This is a genomic window from Mesorhizobium sp. B2-3-13 (genome assembly GCF_006442195.1).
Classification (GTDB): Bacteria; Pseudomonadota; Alphaproteobacteria; order Rhizobiales; family Rhizobiaceae; genus Mesorhizobium; species Mesorhizobium salmacidum.
The window spans coordinates 72,080-92,517 of record NZ_VFVQ01000012.1; the positions used below are offsets into that span (position 1 = coordinate 72,080).

The following is a 20,438-nucleotide window of genomic DNA, read 5'->3' on the forward strand; positions in this document are numbered from 1 at the left end:
ACTGCCTCCGTCAAGCCGCCGGAAACTGGCAGCCAGGCGTCGAGCGCGACAGCGCCAGCTCGTCGGCATCCATTTCGGCCTCGATGCCGTCGAACAGCGGTGTCGACATGTAGCGCTCGCCGGTGTCGGGCAACATGCACAGGATCACCGATCCCGCCGGCGCCTTCTCCGCGACCTGCCGCGCCACGGCGAAGGTGGCGCCGCCGGAAATGCCGGTGAAGATGCCTTCCTTCTGGGCTAGCGCCCGCGCCCATTTGATGCCCTCTGGCCCTGCGATCGGCATCACCTCGTCATAGAGGCTGGCGTCGATCGCTTCCTGCAGGACATTGGGGATGAAGTCCGGCGTCCAGCCCTGGATCGGGTGCGGCTCGAAGGCCGGATGGCTGGCGGCGGGGGCGCCACCGGCACCGCGCAGCTGCGTCTTGCCGCTGCCGATCAGTTGCGCATTGGCCGGCTCGGAGAGCACGATGCGGGTATCGGGCCGTTCGCGGCGCAAGACTCGCGCCACGCCGACGACGGTGCCGCCGGTGCCATAGCCGGTGACGAAGCAGTCGAGCCGCGAGCCGGCGAAATCGTTGATGATTTCGCGCGCCGTCGTCGCCTCGTGGATGGCAGCATTGGCGGCCGTCTCGAACTGGCGGGCGAGGAACCAGCCATTGGCCTCAGCCAGCTCGACCGCCTTCTTGTACATGCCAAAACCCTTTTCGGCGCGCGGCGTCAGCACCACCTTGGCGCCGAGCATGCGCATCAGCTTGCGGCGCTCGACCGAAAAGCTGTCGGCCATGGTGACGACCAGAGGATAGGCTTTTTGCGCACAGACCATGGCGAGGCCGATGCCGGTGTTGCCGCTGGTCGCCTCGACCACGGTCTGGCCCGGCTTCAGCGCGCCGCTGCGTTCCCCCTCCTCGATGATGTTGAGCGCCAGCCGGTCCTTCACCGAGGCGCCCGGGTTGAAGAACTCGGCCTTGACGTAGATGGCCGCATGGGCCGGCGCGAGATTGTTGATGCGCACCGCCGGCGTGTCGCCGACAGTGTCGAGAATGCTGTCGAACAGGCGCCCGCGCCCGGCGGTGGTCCTGATTTTCTGTTTGTTCAACATCGTTGATCTCCTCGATCGTGTTCATTTTCACGGACCGATTACAAACCGGCGGCCCGGGCGGCGAGGTCTCGAGACCTTGCCGCGCTAGGACTGACGTTGCCGGCGATGCGGCAATGATCGCTGCCGGCGCGAAATTCGCCGCCGGATGCGCCAGATCGTGTTTGGTGATAAAGCAGGGGCCGACAGGCCAGCGTGGGAGCAGGCGTGGGAAGGGACGTGGAATCCGCACCATCGAGCCAGGACGGCGGTATGCCGGGCCTGTCCGTGCGCCTGCTCGGCCAATTGGCGATCACGCGCAACGGTGTGCCGATGGCACTGCCGGCCTCGCGCAAGCTGCGGGCGCTGCTTGCCTATCTGGCGCTGGCGCCGCACCCGGTGGGGCGCAGCCGCCTGTGCGAACTTCTGTGGGACGTGCCCAACGATCCGCGAGGCGAGCTGCGCTGGTGCCTGAGCAAGTTGCGCGGCGCTCTCGACGCCCCGGACCGGCGCCATGTCCGCACGCAGGACGATACGGTCGCGCTCGATCTCGGCGGCTGCCTTGTCGATGCGCTGGAGATCAGCCATGCCGCCGCGCACGGGGTCGACACGCTCGATGCCGAGCGGTTGCGAGCGCTGGCAGAACTCTTCGCCGGCGATTTTCTCGACGGGCTGGAACTCGAACGCAATCCGCACTTCAACAGCTGGCTGATCGGCCAGCGCCGCCGCTTCCGGTCCGTCCACGCGGCGGTGCTGGAACGGCTCGTCGCGAGCCTGCCCACGGACTGCGACGAAGCGACCGCCCATCTCGACAAATGGGTGGAACTCGCGCCTTTCGAGGGGCGCGCGCATACGGCGCTGCTGGCGAGCCTCGCCCGGCGCGGCGAGATCGCCGCGGCCGAGAAGCATCTGGCGGTGGCGGCACAGCTGTTCCAGTCGGAAGACCTGGATTTCGTCCCGCTCCGGACAGCCTGGCGGGTGATCCGCGACCAGCAGTCGGCTGCCTCGCCGCGGCCGCAGCCGGCCTGCCAGTTCACAGCATCGCAATTGACGTCACCTGGTCCGCCCGACTCCGGTCCACTCAACTCCGATCCACTCGAGCCGAGCCATGCGTCGCTGGCGGTGATGCCGTTTATTGAGGAATCCGGCCTGCGCGGCGGGCTGGCCGATGGCCTTACCCACGACATCATCACCCGTCTCGCCAAGCTACGGGATTTCTTCGTCATCGCGCGCGGATCGGTCTTCGCACTGGCCGACAAGGGCATCGCACCCGAGGAGGCCGGTCGCCGGCTGAAGGTCGACTATGTCGCCACTGGCACGGTGCGCAGCATGGCCGGCCGCCTGATCGTCGGCGTCGAACTCATCGAGGTGCGTACCGCCAGGATCGTCTGGGCCGAGACGTTCGAGCACCGTCCGGACGACATTTTTGCCGTGCTCGACGACATCGGCGACAGCATCGTGTCGTCGATCTCGGTGGAGGTCGAGACCGTCGAGCGTAACCGAGCCCTGCTGAAGGCGCCCAACTCGCTCAACGCCTGGGAGGCCTACCACCGCGGCCTCTGGCATATGTATCGCTTCACCCAGGCCGAGAACGAAACGGCGCGGCATTTCTTTGCCAGGGCCTTGCAGCTCGATCCGACCTTCGCCCGCGCCTATGCCGGCCTGTCCTTCACCCATTGGCAGAACGCCTTCCAGCGCTGGGGCGACCGCGACCGGGAAAGCGCGCTGGCGTTCGAGAGCGCCGGCCAGAGCCTGCTGGTCGACGACCACAATCCGGCCGCACACTGGGCAATGGGGCGGGCGCTGTGGCTGCGCGGCGAACAGGAGGGCTCGCTCAGCGAACTGGAACAGGCGGTCAAACTCAGTCCCAATTTCGCGCTCGGCCATTACGCGCTGTCCTTCGTCCACTCGCAGTCGGGCGACCCGAAAGCGGCGATAAGCTCCTCAGACCATTCGCGCCACCTCAGCCCTTTCGACCCGCTGCTGTTCGGCATGCTGGGCGCGCGGGCGATGTCGCATGTCCGTCTCGGCCAGTTCGAGGAGGCAGCCGTATGGGCGCGGAAGGCAGCGGCGCGGCCGAACGCGCACGCCATCATCCTGGCGATCGCGGCACATTGCCTGGCGCTGGCGGGGCGGCTCGACGAGGCGCGCGGCTTTGCAGCCGCGATCCGCAAGACGTTGCCGGATTACCGCGCCGACGATTTCATCGGCACGTTCCGCTTCGAGCCCGACGCCGAAGCGTTGTTCCGGCAAGGCGCCAGGCGGATCGGGCTCGGCTGATTTCAGGCTTGAATCGCCTGCGTTAACGAAGTCGGAAGGAGTTGCTTAACCGTTCACGGCTATGTGACCTCCGGGGGGCCATGGCAAAGTGAGTATGATGAGCAACAGCCCCGACAAGCGCAGCGAATGGCGCGCCATTCTTCATATACAGGCCCGCGTCGCCGTGCTGTTCGTTCCGGTCGTGGCCAGCCTGCTGCTCATCGCCGCCCTTGCCGGCAACGATCGCAAATCCGTTCCGGATGTCGACCGGACAGTTACCGGTTCGGTGCGATAGATCAGACCGGCCCGCTTTTCCCAGCTCGCCGAAGTACTCAGTAAAATCGCGGGATCGGGCCGTTCTGCGGGGTCGTGCGGTCGCCGAGGTCGAGAAAGATCTCGTCGACATAGCACCAGCCCCAGCCTTCCGGCGGGTCATAGCCCTCGATGACGGGATGGCTGGTGGCATGAAAATGCTTGGTGGCGTGACGGTTGGGGGAGTCGTCGCAGCAGCCGACATGGCCGCAGGTTCGGCAGAGCCGTAGATGCACCCACCACGAGCCGCTCTTCAGGCATTCCTCGCAGCCGAGCGCGCTCGGCGTCACGTCCTTGATCCCAGCCGCGTGTCTGCACTCGTCAGCCATCACACTCCCCCGACCAGTTGAGGCGCGTCAGCATGGCTGCCTTCCCGCGCAAGAAATGCATGCAATGCGGCCACCACCTGGGCGCCTTCGCCGACCGCCGCCGCGACGCGTTTGACGGAGCCGGAGCGCACGTCACCGATGGCGAACACGCCGCTGCGGCTCGTCTCCATCAGGCCATGCGCCGATCCCATGTCCGATCCGGTGCGGATGAAACCCCTGGCATCCAGCGCCACGTCGGATTGGGCGAGCCAGTCGGTATTCGGGTCGGCACCGATGAACAGGAAGAGATGGCGGATCGGCCGCGTCGTCGAGGCGCCGCTCGAGCGGTCGCGCCAGCGGACCGTGGCAAGATTGCCTTCCTCGCCGTCCAGCGCCTCGACCTCGGTGCCGGTCAGCACCTCGATGTTCGGCTGCGCCCTGATGCGCTCGACGAGGTAACGCGACATCGAGGCTTCGAGACTGCCGCCACGCGCCAGCAGCGCCACTTTCCTGACATGGCTGGCCAGGAAGACGGCCGCCTGCCCAGCCGAATTGCCGGCGCCGACCAGCGCTACTTCCTGGCCGCCGCAAAGCCGTGCTTCGATGGGCGAGGCCCAATAATGCACGCATGTGCCCTCGAACTCGGCGAGATTGGCGACGTCGAGGCGGCGGTAGCGTGCGCCGCTGGCGATCACCACCGAGCGCGTACGCACCGTCTCGTCGTCGCCGACCGCAAGCTGGTAGCGCGCGCCGTCGGTGGCGGCACCGAGCAGCTTCACCTCGTCGGGGATGACCATCTCGACGCCGAATTTCTGCGCCTGGTTATAGGCGCGCGCCATCAGCGCCATGCCGGTAATGCCCGTGGGAAAGCCAAGATAGTTCTCGATGCGCGCGGAAGCGCCCGCCTGGCCGCCGAAGGCACGGCAATCGAGCGCGATGGTCGACAGCCCTTCGGAGGCCGCATAGACCGCCGCCGCCAGACCGGCCGGCCCGGCGCCGACAATGGCGACGTCATAGACCTTGCTGGCGTCGACCGGCCGCAGCAGGCCGATGCAGCGGGCGAGGTCTTTCTCCGCGGGATTGAGCAGCAGCCTGCCGTTCGGGCACAGCACGACCGGCAAGTGGTGGGGATCGACATGGAAGTGCTCAAACAGGGTCTTCGCACAAGGATCGGTTTTGGAATCGAGCACGCGGTGGGGCTGGCCGCTGCGGGCGAGAAACCCCTGAAGGCGCAGGACGTCGCCATTGTCGGCCGGTCCGACGATGATGGGACCGATCGTGCCGCTCTCGAGCAGCCCGACGCGGCGCAGGATCAGCGCCCGCATGATGCGCTCGCCGAGATTGGCCTCCTGCACCATCAGGTCGCGCAGCCTCTGCGAGGAGATGACGAACGCCTGCACTGGCTCGGCGGCCTGCGCATTGACCAGCGAGGGACGGGCCGAAAGCTGCGCCAGCTCGCCGACGAAGCTGCCCGGGCCATGCGTGACGATCGTCTCGCGCCGGCCGAGCTTGCCGTCCTGGGTGATGTCCAGCTTGCCCGACAGGACGACGATCAGCCCCGGGGACACATCGCCGGCCTCGAAAATGTGCTCGCCGGCGGCATAGGCGCTGGCCTCACCGAACCGGCGCATGCGCTCGATGTCGGCCTCGGTCAGGGTTGGGAAGGCCTGGTCGCGGCGGGCGCCGAAGATCGCGGTGGCGGATTGAGACATGGGAGCGAGCGTAGCGAAGCCGGAGCCCGGTTTGAAGCGGTTTGTTGGGGACTGGCCAGGAGGGGAGGTCATCGGGCAAGAAAAAAGCCCGGACGAACCGGGCTTTTCTCTTGAGCTTCTGAACCGATCGAATGGTTCGAAACGGGAATTTGGTGCCCAGAAGAGGACTCGAACCTCCACTCCTTGCGGAACACGGACCTGAACCGTGCGCGTCTACCAATTCCGCCATCTGGGCTGGTGCGGGCTCAATAGGCGGGCAAGCGATTGCTGTCAACGCGCTTTTTGGAACAGGACGCCAAAAGCTGGGAAGTCGCTTTAGCAAAGCTGGTGGAGGCCCGCCGCCGCAACTCGCCAGCCGTCAGCCTTCCAGCACTTCCTTCGAGGCCACGGTCGAATCGGCGTTGAGCTGGTAGATCACAGGCACGCCGGTGCCGAGCTCCAGCCTGACGATCTCCTCGCCCGACTTGCCGTCCAGCGCCATGATCAGCGCGCGCAGCGAATTGCCGTGGGCGGCGACCAGCACGGTGCCGCCGCGCAGCACGTGCGGCTGCAGATCGTGCAGGTAGTAGGGCCAGACGCGGGCGCCGGTGTCCTTCAGGCTTTCACCGGCGGGCGGCGGTACGTCGTAGGAGCGACGCCAGACATGCACCTGCTCCTCGCCCCATTTCTGGCGCGCATCGTCCTTGTTGAGGCCGGAAAGGTCGCCATAGTCGCGCTCGTTTAGCGCCTGGTCGCGAATGGTCTTCAGGTCGCTCTGGCCGACGGCGTCGAGAATGTGCTGGCAGGTCTTCTGCGCCCGGACCAGCGCCGAGGTGAAGGCGATGTCGAATTTCAGGCCGCGCGCCTTGAGCTTCTGGCCGGCGGCCTTAGCCTCGGCGTGGCCCTGCTCGGTCAGGTCGACGTCACGCCAGCCGGTGAACAGGTTTTTCAAATTCCATTCGCTCTGGCCGTGACGCACGAGCACGAGAGTTCTCGACATTTTTGCTCCTCTGGGGTCTGAGCATTCCAGGAAAAGTGTGTAGCGGTTTTCTGTCCGGACTTGCGTAAGAACGAAGATGGTTCAGGGTCGTTTCAGGCAAGCCCGAGCACGTCCCGCATTGAGTAAAGGCCCGGCTTCCTGCCGCGCGCCCAAAGTGCGGCCTTGACGGCGCCGCGGGCGAAGATGGCGCGATCCTCGGCATGGTGGGACAGCGTGATGCGCTCGCCGGTGCCGGCCAGGATCACGCTGTGGTCGCCGACCACCGAGCCGCCGCGCAGGGCGGCGAAACCGATCGAGCCGGTTTGTCGCACACCCGTATGGCCGTCGCGTGAACGCACGTCGTTGCCGGCCAGTGCAATGCCGCGCCCGGCGGCGGCGGCCTCGCCGAGCAGAAGCGCGGTGCCCGAAGGCGCGTCGACCTTGTGCCTGTGGTGCATTTCGAGGATCTCGATATCGAAATCATCGGCATCGAGCGCGCGCGCCGCCTGTTCGACCAGCACCGCCAGCAGGTTGACGCCGAGGCTCATATTGCCCGACTTGACGATGGTCGCGTGGCGCGCGGCGGCAGCAATCTTCGCGTTGTCCTCGGCCGAACAGCCGGTCGTGCCGATGACGTGGACAATGCGCGCCTGCGCCGCGTAACCGGCGAACTCGACCGTCGAGGCCGGGGTGGTGAAATCGAGCACGCCATCGGCCCTGGCGAACACCGGCAGCGGATCGCCGCCGATCGGCACATCGATGCGGCCGACGCCTGCCAGTTCGCCCGCATCCTTGCCCAGATGAGGCGAATCGGCGCGCTCGACCGCGCCGATGACGCGGGCGCCCGGAAAGGCGTGGATGGCGCGGATCAGCGTCTGGCCCATGCGGCCGGCCGCGCCGACCACCACAAGTCCCATATCGCTGGCCGTCTCGCCTGATATTGCTGATGTTTCGCTCATGCCGTGCTCCCGGCGATGTTCCCGGTCTCTAATTCCTGAACCAAAATTTCGGCCGGCGCGCTGTCGTCGACAAGCCCCAGGCCCTTAACGCCCTGTATCCGGTGGAAACGGGCATAGACGCTGTGCGGGTCGGCCATCAGCGAGGCGTGCGTACCCTCTTCGACCAGATGGCCCTGTTCCAGCACGATGATGTGGTCGGCATTGACCACGGTCGACAGGCGGTGCGCGATGACGATGGTGGTGCGCCCTTCCATGACCTTGGTGAGCGCCTGCTGGACCCGGGCTTCGGCCTCGTTGTCGAGCGCCGATGTCGCCTCGTCGAGCAGCAAGATCGGCGCCTGGCGCACGATGGCGCGGGCGATCGACACACGCTGGCGCTGGCCGCCGGAGAGCGTGGCGCCATTCTCGCCGACCGGCGTGTCATAGCCTTGCGGCTGCTGGCGGATGAACTCGTCGGCCGCGGCCAGTCGCGCGGCCTGTTCGATCTCGGCGTCGGTCGCCGAGGGGCGGCCGTAGCGGATGTTGTCGCGGATGGTGCCTTCGAACAGGTAGGGCGCCTGCGAGACATAGGCGATCGAGCCGCGCAGCGACTGTTTGGTGACCTTGGAAATGTCCTGGCCGTCGATCTCGATCGTGCCGCTCTCGACGTCGTAGAAGCGCTGCAGCAGCGCCACCAGCGTCGTCTTGCCGGCGCCGGACGCGCCGATGACGGCGGTCATCTTGCCGGCGGCGGCGACGAAGCTCAGACCCTGAAGGACAGGCGCCTCCTCGACATAGCGGAAGGACACGTTGTTGAAGCGCACTTCACCGGTGGTGAAATGTGCCTGTGTGGCGCCTGGAGCATCGCCCTGCTTGGGCTCGAGGTCGAGCAGTTCGTAGATCATGCGCGCGTTGACCAGCGCCCGTTCCATGCCGACCTGCATGCGCGCCAGGCGCCGCGCCGGATCATAGGCCAGGATCAGCGCGGTGATGAACGAGAAGACCGCGCCCGGCGGCTGGCCCAGAACCAGCGCCCGGTAACCGGAATAGGCGATGACGGAGGTGACGGCGAGACCAGCCAGCATGTCGGAGATCGGCGACAGCCGTTCGGAGACGCGGGCAATCTTGTTGGAGCGCTGTTCGGCGTCGTTGGCGAGCTTGCCGATGCGGCCCGACAGTTCGTCCTCCATGGTGAAGGCCTTGACGATGGCGATGCCTTGCGTGGCTTCCTGAACCGCGCCGATCAGCCGCGAATTGATGAGCACGGATTCCCGGGTTATGCGCCGTACGCGGCGGGTGAGGTAGACGACGGCCCAGATCAGCGGCGGCCCGATCAGCAGCGAACTGAGCGACAAAACCGGATCCTGATAGACCATGACGCCGAGAAGGCCGATCAGCGTCACCGCGTCGCGGGTAATCGAGGTCAGCGTCAGCGACAGCAGGTCGCGGATGCCGCCGACGTTTTCGTTGACCTGCGCCGCCAGCCGGCCGGAGCGTGTGTCGTTGAAGAAGCCCACGCCGAGCTTCATCAGGTGATCGAAGATGCGCTTCTGGTAGCGCGCCACCAGATTGTTGCCGATCTTGGCCAGCGCCACCGCCTGGCCATAGCCGGCGAAGCCGCGCAGCAGGAAGGCCGCCATGAAGCCGGCGCAGATCCAGACGATCGCATCGCCACGCCGTTCGTAGAATATCTGGTTGACCATCGGGGCCATGATCCAGGCCGTGAAGGCGGTCGTGCCCGAAACGATCAGCGAGCAGGTGATGACCATCACATAGGTCCAGCGATAGTCGTGGCTGTTCTCAGCCAGAATGCGGCGCAGCACCGCTGTGACCTCGCCGGGCCGGGCTTTCAGCTTGTTTGGAGTTTGAAGTGTCAAATCAGAGGGCTTTGTCGGTTTCCGCTTCCCGTGGCCGGGCAATTCGGCACCCCTATTAACGCCAAGCAGCCGGCTTGCCTATGCCTTGGGGTGACTAACTTCGTCGCGCCAGCGCCGGCCCGATGTCTGGACACCGAACAGCGAGGGGTTCCTGGCATAGGCGGCAAGGCCTAGGAGCGCCGCCAGCGGATGGGTGATGACATAGACCGGCATGGTGCGCATCAGCGCGCTGTGCGGCGCCTTGTCCTCGAAGGCGGCGCGGAAATTGCCCTCCTTCAGCGCCGGCACGATCTTTTGCGCGATGCCGCCGGTGAGGAAAACCCCGCCCCGGCTCATGAACACCAAGGCAAGGTCGCCGGCGGTGCGGCCCAGGCAGGTGACAAAGGTCTCCAGCGCTTCCTGCGCCACAGGATCGGTCTTGGCCAGCGCCGCAGCGGTGACCTCGGCCGGCGTGGTGAAGGGCGACGGCTTGCCGTCGGCCCTGGCCACCGCCCGGTAGACATTGACGAGGCCTCGCCCGGACAGGATCTGCTCGCCCGAAATGCGGCCGTCGAGCTTCTCGATGTGCGGGAACACCTCGAAATCGCGGGCCGAACGCGGCCCGATGTCCATATGGCCGCCTTCGCCGGGCACAGGTATCCAGTGATGAAGCGCGTGGACCAGCCCGGCGACGCCGAGCCCGGTTCCCGGTCCCAGCACGACGCGGCCGGCATTGGGCTCCGGCGTGCTGCCGCCGATCTTTTCCATCTGCTCTTCGCCGAGTGCGACGACGGCCAGCGCCTGCGCCTCGAAGTCGTTGAGCACGACGATGTCGCTCAGGCCGAGGCTGGCGAACATCTGCCGGGGCTTGACAATCCACGGGCAGTTGGTGAGTTCGATCTCGTCGCCATCGACCGGACCGGCCACCGCCAGCACAGCCGAATTGGGCCGGACCGAGGAGCGATCGAGCACGGCCGACTGGATCGCCTCGTCGATGGTGCTGTAATTGGCGGTCTGGACGATGGTCGGCTCGCCGGCCTCGGAATTGGCGTCGAGCACGATCGAAAAGCGCGCATTGGTGCCGCCGATATCGCCGATCAGGATCGGAAACCGCAGCAAAGTCTCGTCATCGCCTGTGCCTGGCATGCTCTTGTCCGTCCCCCGGCGCCCTCGATGGCGTTTCGCCGTTCTTCCGTTGACTAGCGCATGAGTTTGAAAAGGGAAACGGTTTTCGGACCCGGCGATGCGCAGGGAGAGGTTCTGCGGCCAAACGGCCACTGTTTCATGAAAGCAGGCAGCTAAACCGATTGAGCTTGCCGACGGCGCCCGACAATCATTTCGCGGGCGGGCGTGGACGCGGCACCGGCACGCCGACCTCGGGTGTCGCCGTGAAGGCGTTCAACGCGTTTGGCAGGCCTGCTGTGCTGCTGGCCGTGACGGCGGGCAGCGATGGCGTTTCGGGTACGGGCGCGGGCGCCGCCACCGCTATCGGCACCGTGTCGCCGTGATAGGTCGCGGCCTCGGCCGAGGCAGGCCCCGGCGCGTCGAGCACCGCGCGGCATTCCTTGGGCAGGTTGGCCATCGTCATCAGGTCGCGGGCCTTCGGCGCATCCGGGTTCTTATTGGGCCGCCACGGCTCCTGCGTGAACCACCAGGCCAGCGGCTTGCCGCAACCGTCATCATCCGGCGTCGCTTCCTGCGCCTTGCAATTGGGCGAGCCCGGCTGACAGCCGATGCGCATGTGGAAATGATAGTCGTGGCCCCAGAACGGCCTGATCTTGCGCAGCCAGGAGCGGTCGCCCTTGACGGTGTCGCAGAGCTTCTTCTTGATGCCCGGATTGACCAGGATGCGCTCGACCTGCGGATAGCTCGCGGCCCGCTTTAGCAACGCCGTATGCCGCGGCGTCCACAGGGCATCCTTCACCAGATGCGTCTTCTCGTCGACCATCAGCGTGGCGCTCATGGTCTCGCGCTGCGCCCTGCTCATCGTGCGGTCGGGCATCGGCGTCAGCCAGATGTCTGCGTCGAGCCCGATCTGGTGCGAGGCATGGCCGGTCAGCATCGGGCCGCCGCGCGGCTGCGCGATGTCGCCGATCAGCAGGCCGGGCCAACCGTCGGCGACCGCATCGCGCGACAATCTCTCGATCAGCGCGATCAGCGCCGGATGGCCCCAGCGGCGGTTGCGCGATGGCCGCATTACCTGCCAGGTCGGACCATCCATGGGGATGGCGACGCCGCCGGAAAAGCAGCCCTTGGAATAGAAGCCGAAGGATTGCGCCGCGGTAGCCGTCGGCAGTTTCTCGGCGCCGAACAGGTCTTTTGCCCGTTCCTCGGCCGCTGCGGGCTGCGCGGCGAGACCTGCCAGGGCCAGCGCCGCCGCCAATACCGAATTTCTGGCGCCAGGCGATCGCGTCGATGATTTCATGAACCGCACCCCCGTGCCTCCAACGCCGAATCATACCACGCCAAGCGCCGCGCTTCGATCATCCTAACCCCTTCGCGGCCTTCATCGGACTGCGCGGCGCGCCGTCGCGCCAGTCGCCGCTTGCCCACATATGGTCGAAGGCGGCGCGATAGTCCGGAAAGCGAAACCGATAGCCCGCCGCCTTGATCGCCGCATTGGCGACCCGCTTGTTCTCGCCATAGAAGGACCGCGCCATGGGCGAAAGTTGGGCGGTCTCGAACGGAATTTCGGGCGGCGGCGCGACACCCATCAGCGAAGCGGCATAGGCAACGACATCCTGCGGCGGCGCCGGCTCATCGTCGGTGACGTTGAAGATGCCGCCGGTATTGCCGCCGATCAGATGCCAGAGCGCGCCCGATATGTCGTCGCAATGGATGCGGTTGAAGACCTGGTCCGGCTTGACCAGCCGCCTGGCCGTGCCGTTTTCCAGATTGACCAGCGCGTTGCGGCCCGGACCATAGATGCCCGACAGCCGCAGGATCGCCACCGGCCGGTCGATGTCCTCGCCAAGCTTCAACCAGTCCTGCTCGGCCTCGACCCGCATCGTCGAGCGCTTCGAAACCGGCCGGCACGCGGCCGTTTCATCGACCCAGGCACCGCCATGATCGCCATAGACCCCGACGGTCGAGAGATAGCCGATCCATTTCAGGTCAGGCATCCCTGCGATCGCCTCGCGGGCGGCATTCAGCACGGGATCGCCGGCTTCCTCCGGAGCGACGGAAATCACCAGATGGGTGGTTTTCTCGAGCGCTTCGCCGATTTCGCCGGTTAGCGCGCCATCGAACAGCAGCGGGCCGATGCCGGCTTGGCGCAGCGCTTCGAATTTTTCCTCGGAGCGTGTCGTGCCGAAGATCGGGGCGGCTCCCCTATTGGCGCGGCCAAAGGCCTTGCCCGAATAGCCGGCGCCGAAGAGGAAGATCCGCTTTTCGTTCATGCATGCGTCCTGTTTGGCCGTGCCAGGCGCCATTCCTCGCGGACGGCGCCATCGCCCTCGCTCTTCAGGCCGTTCGCGGCCCGTCCGGCATATTCGGTTTCTGGCACCAGCCGCGCCAGCGCCCATATTGCCGCGCCCCGCACCAGCGGCGAGGCGTCGCCGAGCAGGTCCCGGACGCTATCTGCAAGCGCGGCCTCGCCGGAATTGCCGGCGGCGATCAGCACGTTGCGGACAAAGCGGTCGCGACCGATGCGTTTGATCGGCGAACCGGAGAAGAAGCTGCGGAAGGCAGCATCGTCGAGGGCCAAAAGGTCGGCAAGTTCAGGCTCGCGCAAATCGTCGCGCGCGGCGAGCTTGGCCTCCGAAGCCGCGCTTGCGAACTTGTTCCATGGGCAAGCCGCGAGGCAGTCGTCGCAGCCATAGATGCGGTTGCCGATCGCCTCGCGGAATTCATGCGGTATCGGCCCCTTGTTCTCGATGGTGAGATAGGAGATGCAGCGCCGCGCATCGAGCCGATAAGGCGCCGGAAACGCGTCGGTCGGGCAGGCGTCGAGGCAAGCGCGGCAGGAGCCGCAATGGTCGATCTCGGCGCTATCCGGCACCAGTTCGGCCGTGGTGAAGATGGTGCCGAGGAACAGCCAGGAGCCGTGCTCGCGGCTGACCAGATTGGTGTGCTTGCCTTGCCAGCCCAGGCCCGCTGCTTCCGCCAGCGGCTTTTCCATGACAGGTGCGGTGTCGACGAATACTTTGACGTCGCCGCCCGCCCGCGCGACGATCTTGCCGGCGATTTCCTTCAGCCGACCTTTCATCACCTCGTGATAGTCGCGGTTTTTCGCGTAGACCGAGATCGCGCCGCGGTCGCGCCGGGCCAGCACGTCGCGCGGATCATGGTCAGGCCCATAATTCATCGCCAGCACGACGATCGAGCGCACGTCAGGCCACAGCGTGGAAGGCTCGCTGCGGCGCGCAATCGTCTCGGCGATCCAGTCCATGGAGCCGTGAAAGCCGTCGGCGACGAATTCGGCCAGGCGCGCTGGCGCCAGCGGGATGGCATCGGGAGTGGTGACTGCGACGGCGTCGAAGCCGGCGCGCCGCGCCTCCGCGTCGATCAGCGCACGCAGTTTTGCCGGATCAGAAGTCGAGATCCGCATAGTGCGATACCGGCGACAGGCCGCGCACGCGGTCGGTCAGGAGCGGCCGGAATGAAGGCCGCGATTTCACCCGCGTGTACCATTCGCGCGCGGCGGGGTGTTCGCGCCAGTCGATCTCGCCGAGATAGTCGAGCACCGACAGCGTCGCGGCGGCCGCCAGATCGGCATAGGTGACCCTGCCGCCGGCCAGCCAGTGACGGGTGCCGGCCAGCCAGTTGGTGTATTTCATGTGCTGGCGGATGTTGGCGCGCGCGGCGCGGATGGCGCCCGAATCGGGCGAGCCGCCGCCCGCCGTTTCCGGCATCACCGGCTTCAGCACGCGCTCGCGCACCAGATGGCGCGTCACTTCGCTTTCGGCCTTGTTGAGATACCAGTCGATCAGCCTGCGGATTTCAGCGCGCTGCATCGGGTCCTCGGCGAACAGCCGCTTGTCGCGCTTGAGCACACCGCGCGTCTCGTCGAGATATTCCGAGATCACCGTCGCACCGATGATCGGCACGTCGCCCTCGGCCAGCAGGATCGGCAGCGTGCCGGCCGGATTCAGCGCCAAGAATTCCTTGCGCCGCGTCCACGGCTTTTCCTCGATCAGCGCCAGCTCCTCGCCATACTCGCCAAAGGCGAGGCGGACGAAGCGGCAGGTTGCGAACATGGGATGGTGGAAAAGCGTCAGCATGGTTCCGCGGTGATAAAGCGCACTAATGTGGTTTGGATTTGAAGTTCCTGCCCCTCAATGGCATCCGCGTTCAGGAACTTCAAATCCAAACCACATTAGAACTCAAAGTTGACAGTGTGGCTCAGAATCCGGAATTCGCGCATCGCGCTCGTCCCGGGTGTGGCGAATTCCGGATTGCCACACTGGCGAATCGCAGGGCGCACCGGTAAGTCTTGGCCGCCCGGTTAGCGGGCCGTCAGGGGTGTTGCGACCTATAGGGGGACTTCGGCGCCATGACAAGCAAGCCATTCTGTTAGCCGTCACGCCAACGCCGAGGTAGAAATGGAAAGCCAGACCATCGTCGAAGCCCTGCTGCTTGGCCTGCTGGAAGGGTTGACCGAATTCATACCGGTGTCTTCGACCGGCCATATCCTGCTCGCCGGCCATTTCCTCGGCTTCCAGTCGACCGGCAAGGCCTTCGAGATCCTGATCCAGCTCGGCGCCATCCTGGCGATCCTCAGCGTCTATTTCCGGCGCCTGTGGCAGATGCTGCTCGACCTGCCGCATGACCGGCTGACGCGGCATTTCGTCATCGGCATCCTCATCGCCTTCCTGCCGGCCGCGGTCATCGGCGCGCTGGCGCACGACTTCATCAAGACGGTGCTGTTCGAATCGCCCCGGCTGATCTGCATCATGCTGATCATCGGCGGCGTGGTGCTGCTGGTCGTCGACCGCATGAACCTCAAGCCGGTCTACCGCGACGTCGAGCGGTTCCCGACCAGGCTTTACCTGCAGATCGGGCTTTTCCAGTGCCTGTCGCTGATCCCCGGCACCTCGCGCTCCGGCTCGACCATCGTCGGCGCGCTGCTCCTGGGTGTCGACAAGCGGGCGGCGGCGGAATTTTCCTTCTTCCTCGCCATTCCGACCATGGTCGGCGCGTTCGCCTTCGACCTGTTCAAGAACCGCAACGTGCTGACCTCGGCCGACCTGCCGATCATCGCCATCGGCTTCGTCGCCGCCTTCGTCACGGCGTTGTTCGTGGTGCGCTTCCTGCTCGATTACGTCTCGCGCAACGGCTACTCGCTGTTCGGCTGGTGGCGGCTGGTGGTGGGTGTTGTCGGGCTGGTGACGTTGATGATCTGGGGGTGAGGAGCGGTCCGCACCTCCGCGCCTTCGTCGTCCACGGGCGGAGCAAGGAATGCCCCGCCTCAACTCCTCCCATAAAACGCATTCGGGACATGCACGGGCCAGCGCCAGGGCAGCACGGCGACCATGTCGAAGCGCATCGACAGCCTGCCATAGTCCGGCTGGCGCGACAGCCAGATGTCAGCCGCACCCTCGATGCGACGCTCCGATTCGTGACCGATCGCTTCCATGGCTTCGATCAGCGTGCGGCGCGCCTTGACCTCGACGAACAGCACCAGGTCGCCGCGCCGCGCGATCAGGTCGATCTCGCCAAAGCGCGTGCGGTGGCGGCGCGCCAGGATGCGGTAGCCTTTCAGCATCAGCGCGACAGCCGCCAGCCATTCGCCGCGATGGCCGCGCCGGTAGGCTTTTTGGCGGCTAGCGCTCGGGCGCTCAGCCACTGCCGGCTCCGGAACTTTGCTCGACCATGATCTCTGGACAAACGAAACCGTTTGTCCGAGAAAACCGGCTTCCACTTTTCGGGATCATGGTCTGTCCTTGAGCTCGAGCAGCCGCCGATAGAGCGCCTGCTTCTGGCCGCCGGTCATTTTAGCGGCTTCCGCCGCCGCCTTGGAGGCCGGCATTTCGGCAGCGAGCGACAAAAGCAGACGATCGATGTCTTCGGGTTCGTCGGCCTTGGCCTCGGCCGGGCCGATACAGACGACGATCTCGCCCTTCGGCGTATCGGCCGCCGCATAATGGTCGGCCAGCGCTTGCAGCGTGCCGGTGCGCATTTCCTCGTACGTCTTGGTCAATTCCCGGCCGATCGCAGCTTTGCGTTCGCCGCCCAGCGCCTCGACCATGGCGCCGAGCGACTCAGCCAGCCGGCGCGGTGACTCGAAGAAGATCAAGGTCGCCGGCACCGCCTTCAGTGCCTCCAGCCGTGACAGCCGCTGGCCAACCTTGACCGGCAAAAAGCCGGCGAACAGGAAGGCGTCGGACGGCAGGCCCGACGCCGTCAGCGCGGCAAGCGGCGCCGACGGGCCGGGGATCGGCACGACGCGAATGCCCTGGTCGAGCGCTTCGCCGACCAGCCTGTAGCCGGGATCGGAGACCAGCGGCGTGCCGGCATCCGAAATCAGCGCCACGCTCTGGCCGGCTTCGAGTGCCGCGATCAGCTTCGGCCCGGCCTCGCCGGCATTGTGTTCGTGATAGGCGGTGGTGCGGCGGCGAATGCCGTAGCGGTCGAGCAGCACGCGCGACACACGCGTATCCTCGCAGGCGACGATGTCGGCGGCGGCCAGCGTCTCCAGCGCGCGCAGCGTGATGTCAGCGAGGTTGCCGATCGGCGTCGCCACCAGATAGAGCGCCGGATCGAGCGGACGAGCCGCGATCTCGGCCTGCCCGACCACATAGCTGCGCTTGCCTGTCTCGCCAGTCACCAATGCCGTCTCCGTTCAGGCCTGTCTGGCCCGCCAAATCTTGTTTGGCATGGCTGGCGCCGGCTTGCAAAACTCGCACCGGTGTAAGGCAATCGCCATTCCTTCGCCACAGTAGGGAACGAAACCGGGTTTGGCAGATTTAGCCCCTGATTCCCAAGGGAGGACAGGATGGACAGCCTGACGATACAGGACGCTTTCGAGCCTTACTATGCCGGCCGCAGCCGGAGTGCCGCACGCCAGGAAAAACGGCTGGCAGCCCGGAACGACACCAGCCTGACCAAGCAGGCCGCGAGTGCCTTGCCAACAGACGTCAGGCTTTCCGACAACAAACCCGACAGCACGACGGAGCACTGACCGGACGATGCCCAATCGCTTCGATATCTTCATCACCCGTCTTGAAACGAAAACCGCCCGCAACGGCGTACCGCAATCTCCGATAGGCGACCAGCACCGTGGCCGCCGCGACAAAGACGGCGCTAAGCCGGTCCGGAGCGGCGAGACGCATGCAGAGAAGGAGCGCGGAAAGCACCGCCACAAACACGACGCCTGATCTGGCTCAGATCGGCAAGGCGGCCGCCGAAGGCGGAGGGGAGAACGCCGGCCAGGCGCTCAGTCCAGATATCGTGAAACGCGCGCCTTCAGAAGCGCTATCAGCTCCGGGTCCATAAATTCGTAGTCGTCCGGGATGTCGAGGCAGATCACCTTGGCCGCCTCCAGGCTGGCCTTGAATTTCTTCTGCAGTTTCGTCCGGTGGATTTTCTCCATGACAAAGATGATGTCGGCCCAGGCGACAAGTTCGTGCGTCAGCGGAGTGTCGGCATCATGATTGGTGCCGGCCGAGGCGACTTCCATGTCGCGCCACGTGGAAAACACCTGCTCGGCGGTAGGGCTGCGCAAGCGGTTCTGGCTGCAGATGAAGAGGACGTTTTTCAAGGGTTTAGCGCGCCAGGTCCGCCACCACGGCGTCGAGCACGATCATGCCGGCCGGCGTGGCGCGCAGCCGCGCATTGCCGATCGGCGCCACCAGCCCCTCACCCTGCAGCACCGACAGCCGCGCGCTCGATAGGCCGCGTCCGGAAAACGCCTCGTAGCGGGAGAGGTCGATGCCTTCGGCGAGCCTGAGCCCCATCAAAAGAAACTCGTCGGCCTCTTCGGAGCGCGTCAGGAGTTCGCCGCCGGTGATGCCATGGCCCTTGGCCTCGACCAGATTGGCCCAGGTCTCCGGCATTCTCTCGGCAATCGTCACCACCCGATGGCCGTTCTCGACGAAGCGGCCATGCGCGCCTGGACCGACGCCGACATATTCGCCGTAGCGCCAGTAGGTCAGATTGTGCCGGCTCTCGGCGCCCGGCCTGGCGTGGTTGGAAATCTCGTAGGCCGGCAGGCCGTACGCCGATGTGATTTCCTGCGTCAACGCGTAGAGATCGGCGGCGTGATCGTTGTCGGGAATGACGAATTTCTTCGCCGCGTGCAGCGCATGGAAGGGCGTGCCTTCCTCGATAGTCAGCTGGTAAAGCGACAGATGGTCGGCGGCATGGCCGATCGCCTGTTCGAGTTCCGCCTGCCAATCCTGTGGCGTCTGCCCGGGGCGGGCATAGATCAGGTCGAAGGACAGGCGCGGAAAGATTTCGCGCGCGAGCCCGATGGCGTGCAAGGCTTCCTCGACATTGTGCAGCCTGCCGAGAAAGCGCAAATCCTTGTCGTTCAGCGCCTGCACGCCGAGCGAGACGCGGTTGACCCCCGCCGCCCGGTAGCCACGGAAACGCTCCGCCTCGACCGAGGACGGGTTGGCCTCGAGCGTCACCTCGATACCATCGGGCACCGTCCAGTTCCTGGCCACCGCGTCCAGAACCCTGGCCACCGTTTCCGGCTTCATCAGCGACGGCGTGCCGCCGCCGAGAAAAATGCTGGTCACGTCGCGCGGCCCGGTGCGCTGGCGCATCGTCGCCAACTCGGCCTCGAAGGCGGCGGCAAAGCGCTGCTGGTCGACCGGCTGGTGGCGGACATGGCTGTTGAAGTCGCAATAGGGGCACTTGGCCGCGCAGAATGGCCAATGCACGTAGACGCCGAAGCCGGGACTGCGGTCGAGCGCCATGGTGGTTGCGGGTCCGATCATGCGGAGCCAAGCCTGACCGAATCAAGCCGGGCTTGGGCGAATTTCTGGAAGGCGCGGGCGCGGTGCGACAGCGCCGTCGCCTGGCCTGGCTTCCAGCCGTGCTTTTCCCCGGCACTCATCTCGCCGAAGGTTTTGTCGAAGCCATTGGGCAAGAACACCGGATCGTAGCCGAAGCCGAGCTCGCCGCGCGGCGGCCAGACCAGCGTGCCCTCGGCCTCGCCGCGATAATATTCGGCCTCGCCGTCGGGAAAGGCGAGGCAGATGACGGCGACGAAGCGGCCCGTGCGCCGCTCGGGCGTGGCCGCGCCGACTTCCTGCAACGCGACTTCGGTGCGCTGCATGGCCATGGCGAAATCGCGCGATCCCTCCGGCGTCTCGGCCCAGTTGGCGGTATAGACGCCGGGCGCGCCGTCGAGCGCGTCGACGCAGAGGCCGGAATCGTCCGACAGCGCCGGTAGGCCGGTCGCCTTCGCGGCGGCGAAGGCCTTGATGTAGGCGTTTTCCTCGAAGGTGGTGCCGGTTTCGTCCGGTTCGGGCAGGCCATACTCCTTGGCCGACTTCGCCTCGAAGCCGAATGGACCCATCAGGTCGGCGAATTCGCGCAGCTTGCCGGCGTTGTGGCTGGCAACGACGATCTTCTTGCCATCGAGTGTATGGAGGTTTGGTGAATGCATCAAAGGCCCCAGATTCTTGGCTCGGCGAACTCGATCGAATTGCCCGACGGGTCGCGTATATAGATCGAACGGCCACCTTGCGGCCATTCGAATTCGCTTTCGATGGCGATTTTCTTCGCTTGGAGATGTGTTCTCCAGCCGTCGATTTCAGCGGCGCTGGCGGCAAAGCACAGATGACCCTCGCCGACCGCGCCGTGCGGCGGCACTTTCAGCTTCGCGTCCGGTGCGGGCGGAATTTTGGTCGCTTCGGCGTTGAAGACGAGCAGGACGCCTGGGCCGCAGCGGAAGAAAAGGTGGCGGCGGTCGACCTTGCCGAGGAGGATGAGGCCGAGGACGTCGGTGTAGAAGTGCTCAGCGGCGTCAAGGTCGGTGACGTAGAGGGCCGATTCCAGGATGGCGGAGGGAGTCACGAGGCACCCCCCTCTGCCCTGCCGGGCATCTCCCCCTCAAGGGGGGAGATTG

At 65.9% G+C, this 20,438-nt stretch carries 22 protein-coding genes and 1 tRNA gene; 5 read left to right on the forward strand and 18 right to left on the reverse strand.

Going from position 1 to position 20,438, the window contains the following annotated elements; translation table 11 throughout:
* Positions 1–10 precede the first annotated feature (10 nt).
* Entirely contained in the window at positions 11–1,099 is a 1,089-nt protein-coding gene (locus FJ941_RS15980) for a pyridoxal-phosphate dependent enzyme (RefSeq protein ID WP_140506995.1), read from the reverse strand.
* A 249-nt stretch (positions 1,100–1,348) separates the two neighbouring features.
* On the opposite strand from FJ941_RS15980, the gene FJ941_RS15985 reads away from it, so the two are divergent.
* Together FJ941_RS15985 and FJ941_RS15990 are read left to right on the forward strand one after the other, a co-directional pair.
* The gene (locus FJ941_RS15985; RefSeq protein WP_140506997.1) at positions 1,349–3,355 is read left to right on the forward strand and encodes a BTAD domain-containing putative transcriptional regulator; all 2,007 of its coding nucleotides are present in this window, start codon (positions 1,349–1,351) and stop codon (positions 3,353–3,355) included.
* Between the two features lie 97 nt (positions 3,356–3,452).
* A complete protein-coding gene (locus FJ941_RS15990; RefSeq protein WP_181165991.1) occupies positions 3,453–3,629 on the forward strand; it encodes a hypothetical protein in 177 nt (58 codons plus the stop codon).
* Positions 3,630–3,666: 37 nt separating this feature from the next.
* On the opposite strand, the gene FJ941_RS15995 is transcribed toward FJ941_RS15990, so the two are convergent.
* From FJ941_RS15995 to FJ941_RS16045, 11 genes are all read right to left on the reverse strand, one after another.
* Entirely contained in the window at positions 3,667–3,975 is a 309-nt protein-coding gene (locus tag FJ941_RS15995) for a UBP-type zinc finger domain-containing protein (protein WP_140507000.1), read from the reverse strand.
* Positions 3,975–5,666, reverse strand: a complete 1,692-nt coding sequence (locus tag FJ941_RS16000; RefSeq protein ID WP_140507002.1) for an FAD-dependent oxidoreductase — start codon at positions 5,664–5,666, stop codon at positions 3,975–3,977. The genes FJ941_RS15995 and FJ941_RS16000 overlap by 1 nt, the downstream gene beginning before the upstream one ends.
* A gap of 150 nt (positions 5,667–5,816) precedes the next feature.
* Positions 5,817–5,901: transfer RNA gene (locus FJ941_RS16005), tRNA-Leu, on the reverse strand.
* A 123-nt stretch (positions 5,902–6,024) separates the two neighbouring features.
* Positions 6,025–6,645 carry a 2,3-bisphosphoglycerate-dependent phosphoglycerate mutase gene (locus tag FJ941_RS16010; RefSeq protein ID WP_140507004.1) on the reverse strand — a complete coding sequence of 207 codons (621 nt, stop codon included), beginning with the start codon at positions 6,643–6,645 and terminating at the stop codon, positions 6,025–6,027.
* Between the two features lie 92 nt (positions 6,646–6,737).
* Positions 6,738–7,583 (reverse strand): 4-hydroxy-tetrahydrodipicolinate reductase, encoded by an 846-nt coding sequence (gene dapB, locus FJ941_RS16015; protein WP_140507006.1) that lies wholly within the window; start codon positions 7,581–7,583, stop codon positions 6,738–6,740.
* Positions 7,580–9,439: an ABC transporter ATP-binding protein gene (locus FJ941_RS16020; RefSeq protein WP_140507008.1), complete on the reverse strand. Its 1,860-nt coding sequence runs from the start codon at positions 9,437–9,439 to the stop codon at positions 7,580–7,582. Before FJ941_RS16020 ends, dapB begins: the two co-directional genes overlap by 4 nt.
* A 78-nt stretch (positions 9,440–9,517) precedes the next feature.
* Complete coding sequence (locus tag FJ941_RS16025) at positions 9,518–10,564, reverse strand: glucokinase (RefSeq protein ID WP_140507010.1); 1,047 nt, start codon at positions 10,562–10,564, stop codon at positions 9,518–9,520.
* Between the two features lie 187 nt (positions 10,565–10,751).
* The gene (gene mepA, locus FJ941_RS16030; RefSeq protein ID WP_140507012.1) at positions 10,752–11,843 is read right to left on the reverse strand and encodes a penicillin-insensitive murein endopeptidase; all 1,092 of its coding nucleotides are present in this window, start codon (positions 11,841–11,843) and stop codon (positions 10,752–10,754) included.
* A gap of 58 nt (positions 11,844–11,901) precedes the next feature.
* On the reverse strand, positions 11,902–12,816 hold the full coding sequence (locus tag FJ941_RS16035) for an SDR family oxidoreductase (RefSeq protein ID WP_140507014.1): 915 nt from the start codon (positions 12,814–12,816) through the stop codon (positions 11,902–11,904).
* Entirely contained in the window at positions 12,813–13,967 is a 1,155-nt protein-coding gene (queG, locus tag FJ941_RS16040; RefSeq protein WP_140507016.1) for a tRNA epoxyqueuosine(34) reductase QueG, read from the reverse strand. The genes FJ941_RS16035 and queG overlap by 4 nt, the downstream gene beginning before the upstream one ends.
* On the reverse strand, positions 13,948–14,640 hold the full coding sequence (locus FJ941_RS16045) for a glutathione S-transferase family protein (protein WP_015314714.1): 693 nt from the start codon (positions 14,638–14,640) through the stop codon (positions 13,948–13,950). Before FJ941_RS16045 ends, queG begins: the two co-directional genes overlap by 20 nt.
* A 321-nt stretch (positions 14,641–14,961) precedes the next feature.
* Between FJ941_RS16045 and FJ941_RS16050 the strand changes: the two genes are divergently transcribed.
* A complete protein-coding gene (locus FJ941_RS16050; protein ID WP_027142549.1) occupies positions 14,962–15,768 on the forward strand; it encodes an undecaprenyl-diphosphate phosphatase in 807 nt (268 codons plus the stop codon).
* A gap of 59 nt (positions 15,769–15,827) precedes the next feature.
* Here FJ941_RS16050 and FJ941_RS16055 read toward each other — a convergent pair whose 3' ends face one another.
* A complete protein-coding gene (locus tag FJ941_RS16055) occupies positions 15,828–16,205 on the reverse strand; it encodes a YraN family protein (RefSeq protein ID WP_140507018.1) in 378 nt (125 codons plus the stop codon).
* Between the two features lie 84 nt (positions 16,206–16,289).
* Positions 16,290–17,186: a 16S rRNA (cytidine(1402)-2'-O)-methyltransferase gene (gene rsmI / locus FJ941_RS16060; protein ID WP_140507019.1), complete on the reverse strand. Its 897-nt coding sequence runs from the start codon at positions 17,184–17,186 to the stop codon at positions 16,290–16,292.
* Positions 17,187–17,354: 168 nt separating this feature from the next.
* Here rsmI and FJ941_RS16065 point away from each other — a divergent pair, with 168 nt between their 5' ends.
* Entirely contained in the window at positions 17,355–17,540 is a 186-nt protein-coding gene (locus tag FJ941_RS16065) for a hypothetical protein (protein ID WP_140507021.1), read from the forward strand.
* Positions 17,541–17,547: 7 nt separating this feature from the next.
* Entirely contained in the window at positions 17,548–17,736 is a 189-nt protein-coding gene (locus tag FJ941_RS16070; protein WP_027142553.1) for a hypothetical protein, read from the forward strand.
* A gap of 59 nt (positions 17,737–17,795) precedes the next feature.
* On the opposite strand, the gene FJ941_RS16075 is transcribed toward FJ941_RS16070, so the two are convergent.
* From FJ941_RS16075 to FJ941_RS16090, 4 genes are read right to left on the reverse strand one after another with little or no spacing between them, the layout of a single operon-like run.
* Positions 17,796–18,119 carry a low molecular weight protein tyrosine phosphatase family protein gene (locus FJ941_RS16075; RefSeq protein ID WP_140507023.1) on the reverse strand — a complete coding sequence of 108 codons (324 nt, stop codon included), beginning with the start codon at positions 18,117–18,119 and terminating at the stop codon, positions 17,796–17,798.
* 4 nt (positions 18,120–18,123) lie between these two features.
* Positions 18,124–19,302 (reverse strand): radical SAM family heme chaperone HemW, encoded by a 1,179-nt coding sequence (gene hemW / locus FJ941_RS16080; protein WP_140507025.1) that lies wholly within the window; start codon positions 19,300–19,302, stop codon positions 18,124–18,126.
* Positions 19,299–19,976, reverse strand: coding sequence for an RdgB/HAM1 family non-canonical purine NTP pyrophosphatase (gene rdgB, locus FJ941_RS16085; protein WP_140507027.1), 678 nt, complete (start codon positions 19,974–19,976; stop codon positions 19,299–19,301). The genes hemW and rdgB overlap by 4 nt, the downstream gene beginning before the upstream one ends.
* Positions 19,976–20,386: a VOC family protein gene (locus FJ941_RS16090; protein WP_140507029.1), complete on the reverse strand. Its 411-nt coding sequence runs from the start codon at positions 20,384–20,386 to the stop codon at positions 19,976–19,978. Before FJ941_RS16090 ends, rdgB begins: the two co-directional genes overlap by 1 nt.
* Between the last annotated feature and the right edge of the window lie 52 nt (positions 20,387–20,438).

What these genes read in the sequence shown, in the direction of transcription:
- dapB (WP_140507006.1), bottom strand. Translation starts at nt 7,583, where the DNA reads ATGAGCGAAACATCAGCAATATCAGGCGAGACGGCCAGCGATATGGGA.
- FJ941_RS16000 (WP_140507002.1), bottom strand. Translation starts at nt 5,666, where the DNA reads ATGTCTCAATCCGCCACCGCGATCTTCGGCGCCCGCCGCGACCAGGCC.
- FJ941_RS16050 (WP_027142549.1), top strand. Translation starts at nt 14,962, where the DNA reads ATGGAAAGCCAGACCATCGTCGAAGCCCTGCTGCTTGGCCTGCTGGAA.
- mepA (WP_140507012.1), bottom strand. Translation starts at nt 11,843, where the DNA reads ATGAAATCATCGACGCGATCGCCTGGCGCCAGAAATTCGGTATTGGCG.
- rdgB (WP_140507027.1), bottom strand. Translation starts at nt 19,976, where the DNA reads ATGCATTCACCAAACCTCCATACACTCGATGGCAAGAAGATCGTCGTT.
- FJ941_RS16065 (WP_140507021.1), top strand. Translation starts at nt 17,355, where the DNA reads ATGGACAGCCTGACGATACAGGACGCTTTCGAGCCTTACTATGCCGGC.
- FJ941_RS16035 (WP_140507014.1), bottom strand. Translation starts at nt 12,816, where the DNA reads ATGAACGAAAAGCGGATCTTCCTCTTCGGCGCCGGCTATTCGGGCAAG.
- FJ941_RS16070 (WP_027142553.1), top strand. Translation starts at nt 17,548, where the DNA reads ATGCCCAATCGCTTCGATATCTTCATCACCCGTCTTGAAACGAAAACC.
- FJ941_RS15995 (WP_140507000.1), bottom strand. Translation starts at nt 3,975, where the DNA reads ATGGCTGACGAGTGCAGACACGCGGCTGGGATCAAGGACGTGACGCCG.
- FJ941_RS15985 (WP_140506997.1), top strand. Translation starts at nt 1,349, where the DNA reads ATGCCGGGCCTGTCCGTGCGCCTGCTCGGCCAATTGGCGATCACGCGC.
- FJ941_RS15990 (WP_181165991.1), top strand. Translation starts at nt 3,453, where the DNA reads ATGAGCAACAGCCCCGACAAGCGCAGCGAATGGCGCGCCATTCTTCAT.
- FJ941_RS16010 (WP_140507004.1), bottom strand. Translation starts at nt 6,645, where the DNA reads ATGTCGAGAACTCTCGTGCTCGTGCGTCACGGCCAGAGCGAATGGAAT.
- FJ941_RS15980 (WP_140506995.1), bottom strand. Translation starts at nt 1,099, where the DNA reads ATGTTGAACAAACAGAAAATCAGGACCACCGCCGGGCGCGGGCGCCTG.
- FJ941_RS16025 (WP_140507010.1), bottom strand. Translation starts at nt 10,564, where the DNA reads ATGCCAGGCACAGGCGATGACGAGACTTTGCTGCGGTTTCCGATCCTG.
- hemW (WP_140507025.1), bottom strand. Translation starts at nt 19,302, where the DNA reads ATGATCGGACCCGCAACCACCATGGCGCTCGACCGCAGTCCCGGCTTC.
- queG (WP_140507016.1), bottom strand. Translation starts at nt 13,967, where the DNA reads ATGCGGATCTCGACTTCTGATCCGGCAAAACTGCGTGCGCTGATCGAC.
- FJ941_RS16045 (WP_015314714.1), bottom strand. Translation starts at nt 14,640, where the DNA reads ATGCTGACGCTTTTCCACCATCCCATGTTCGCAACCTGCCGCTTCGTC.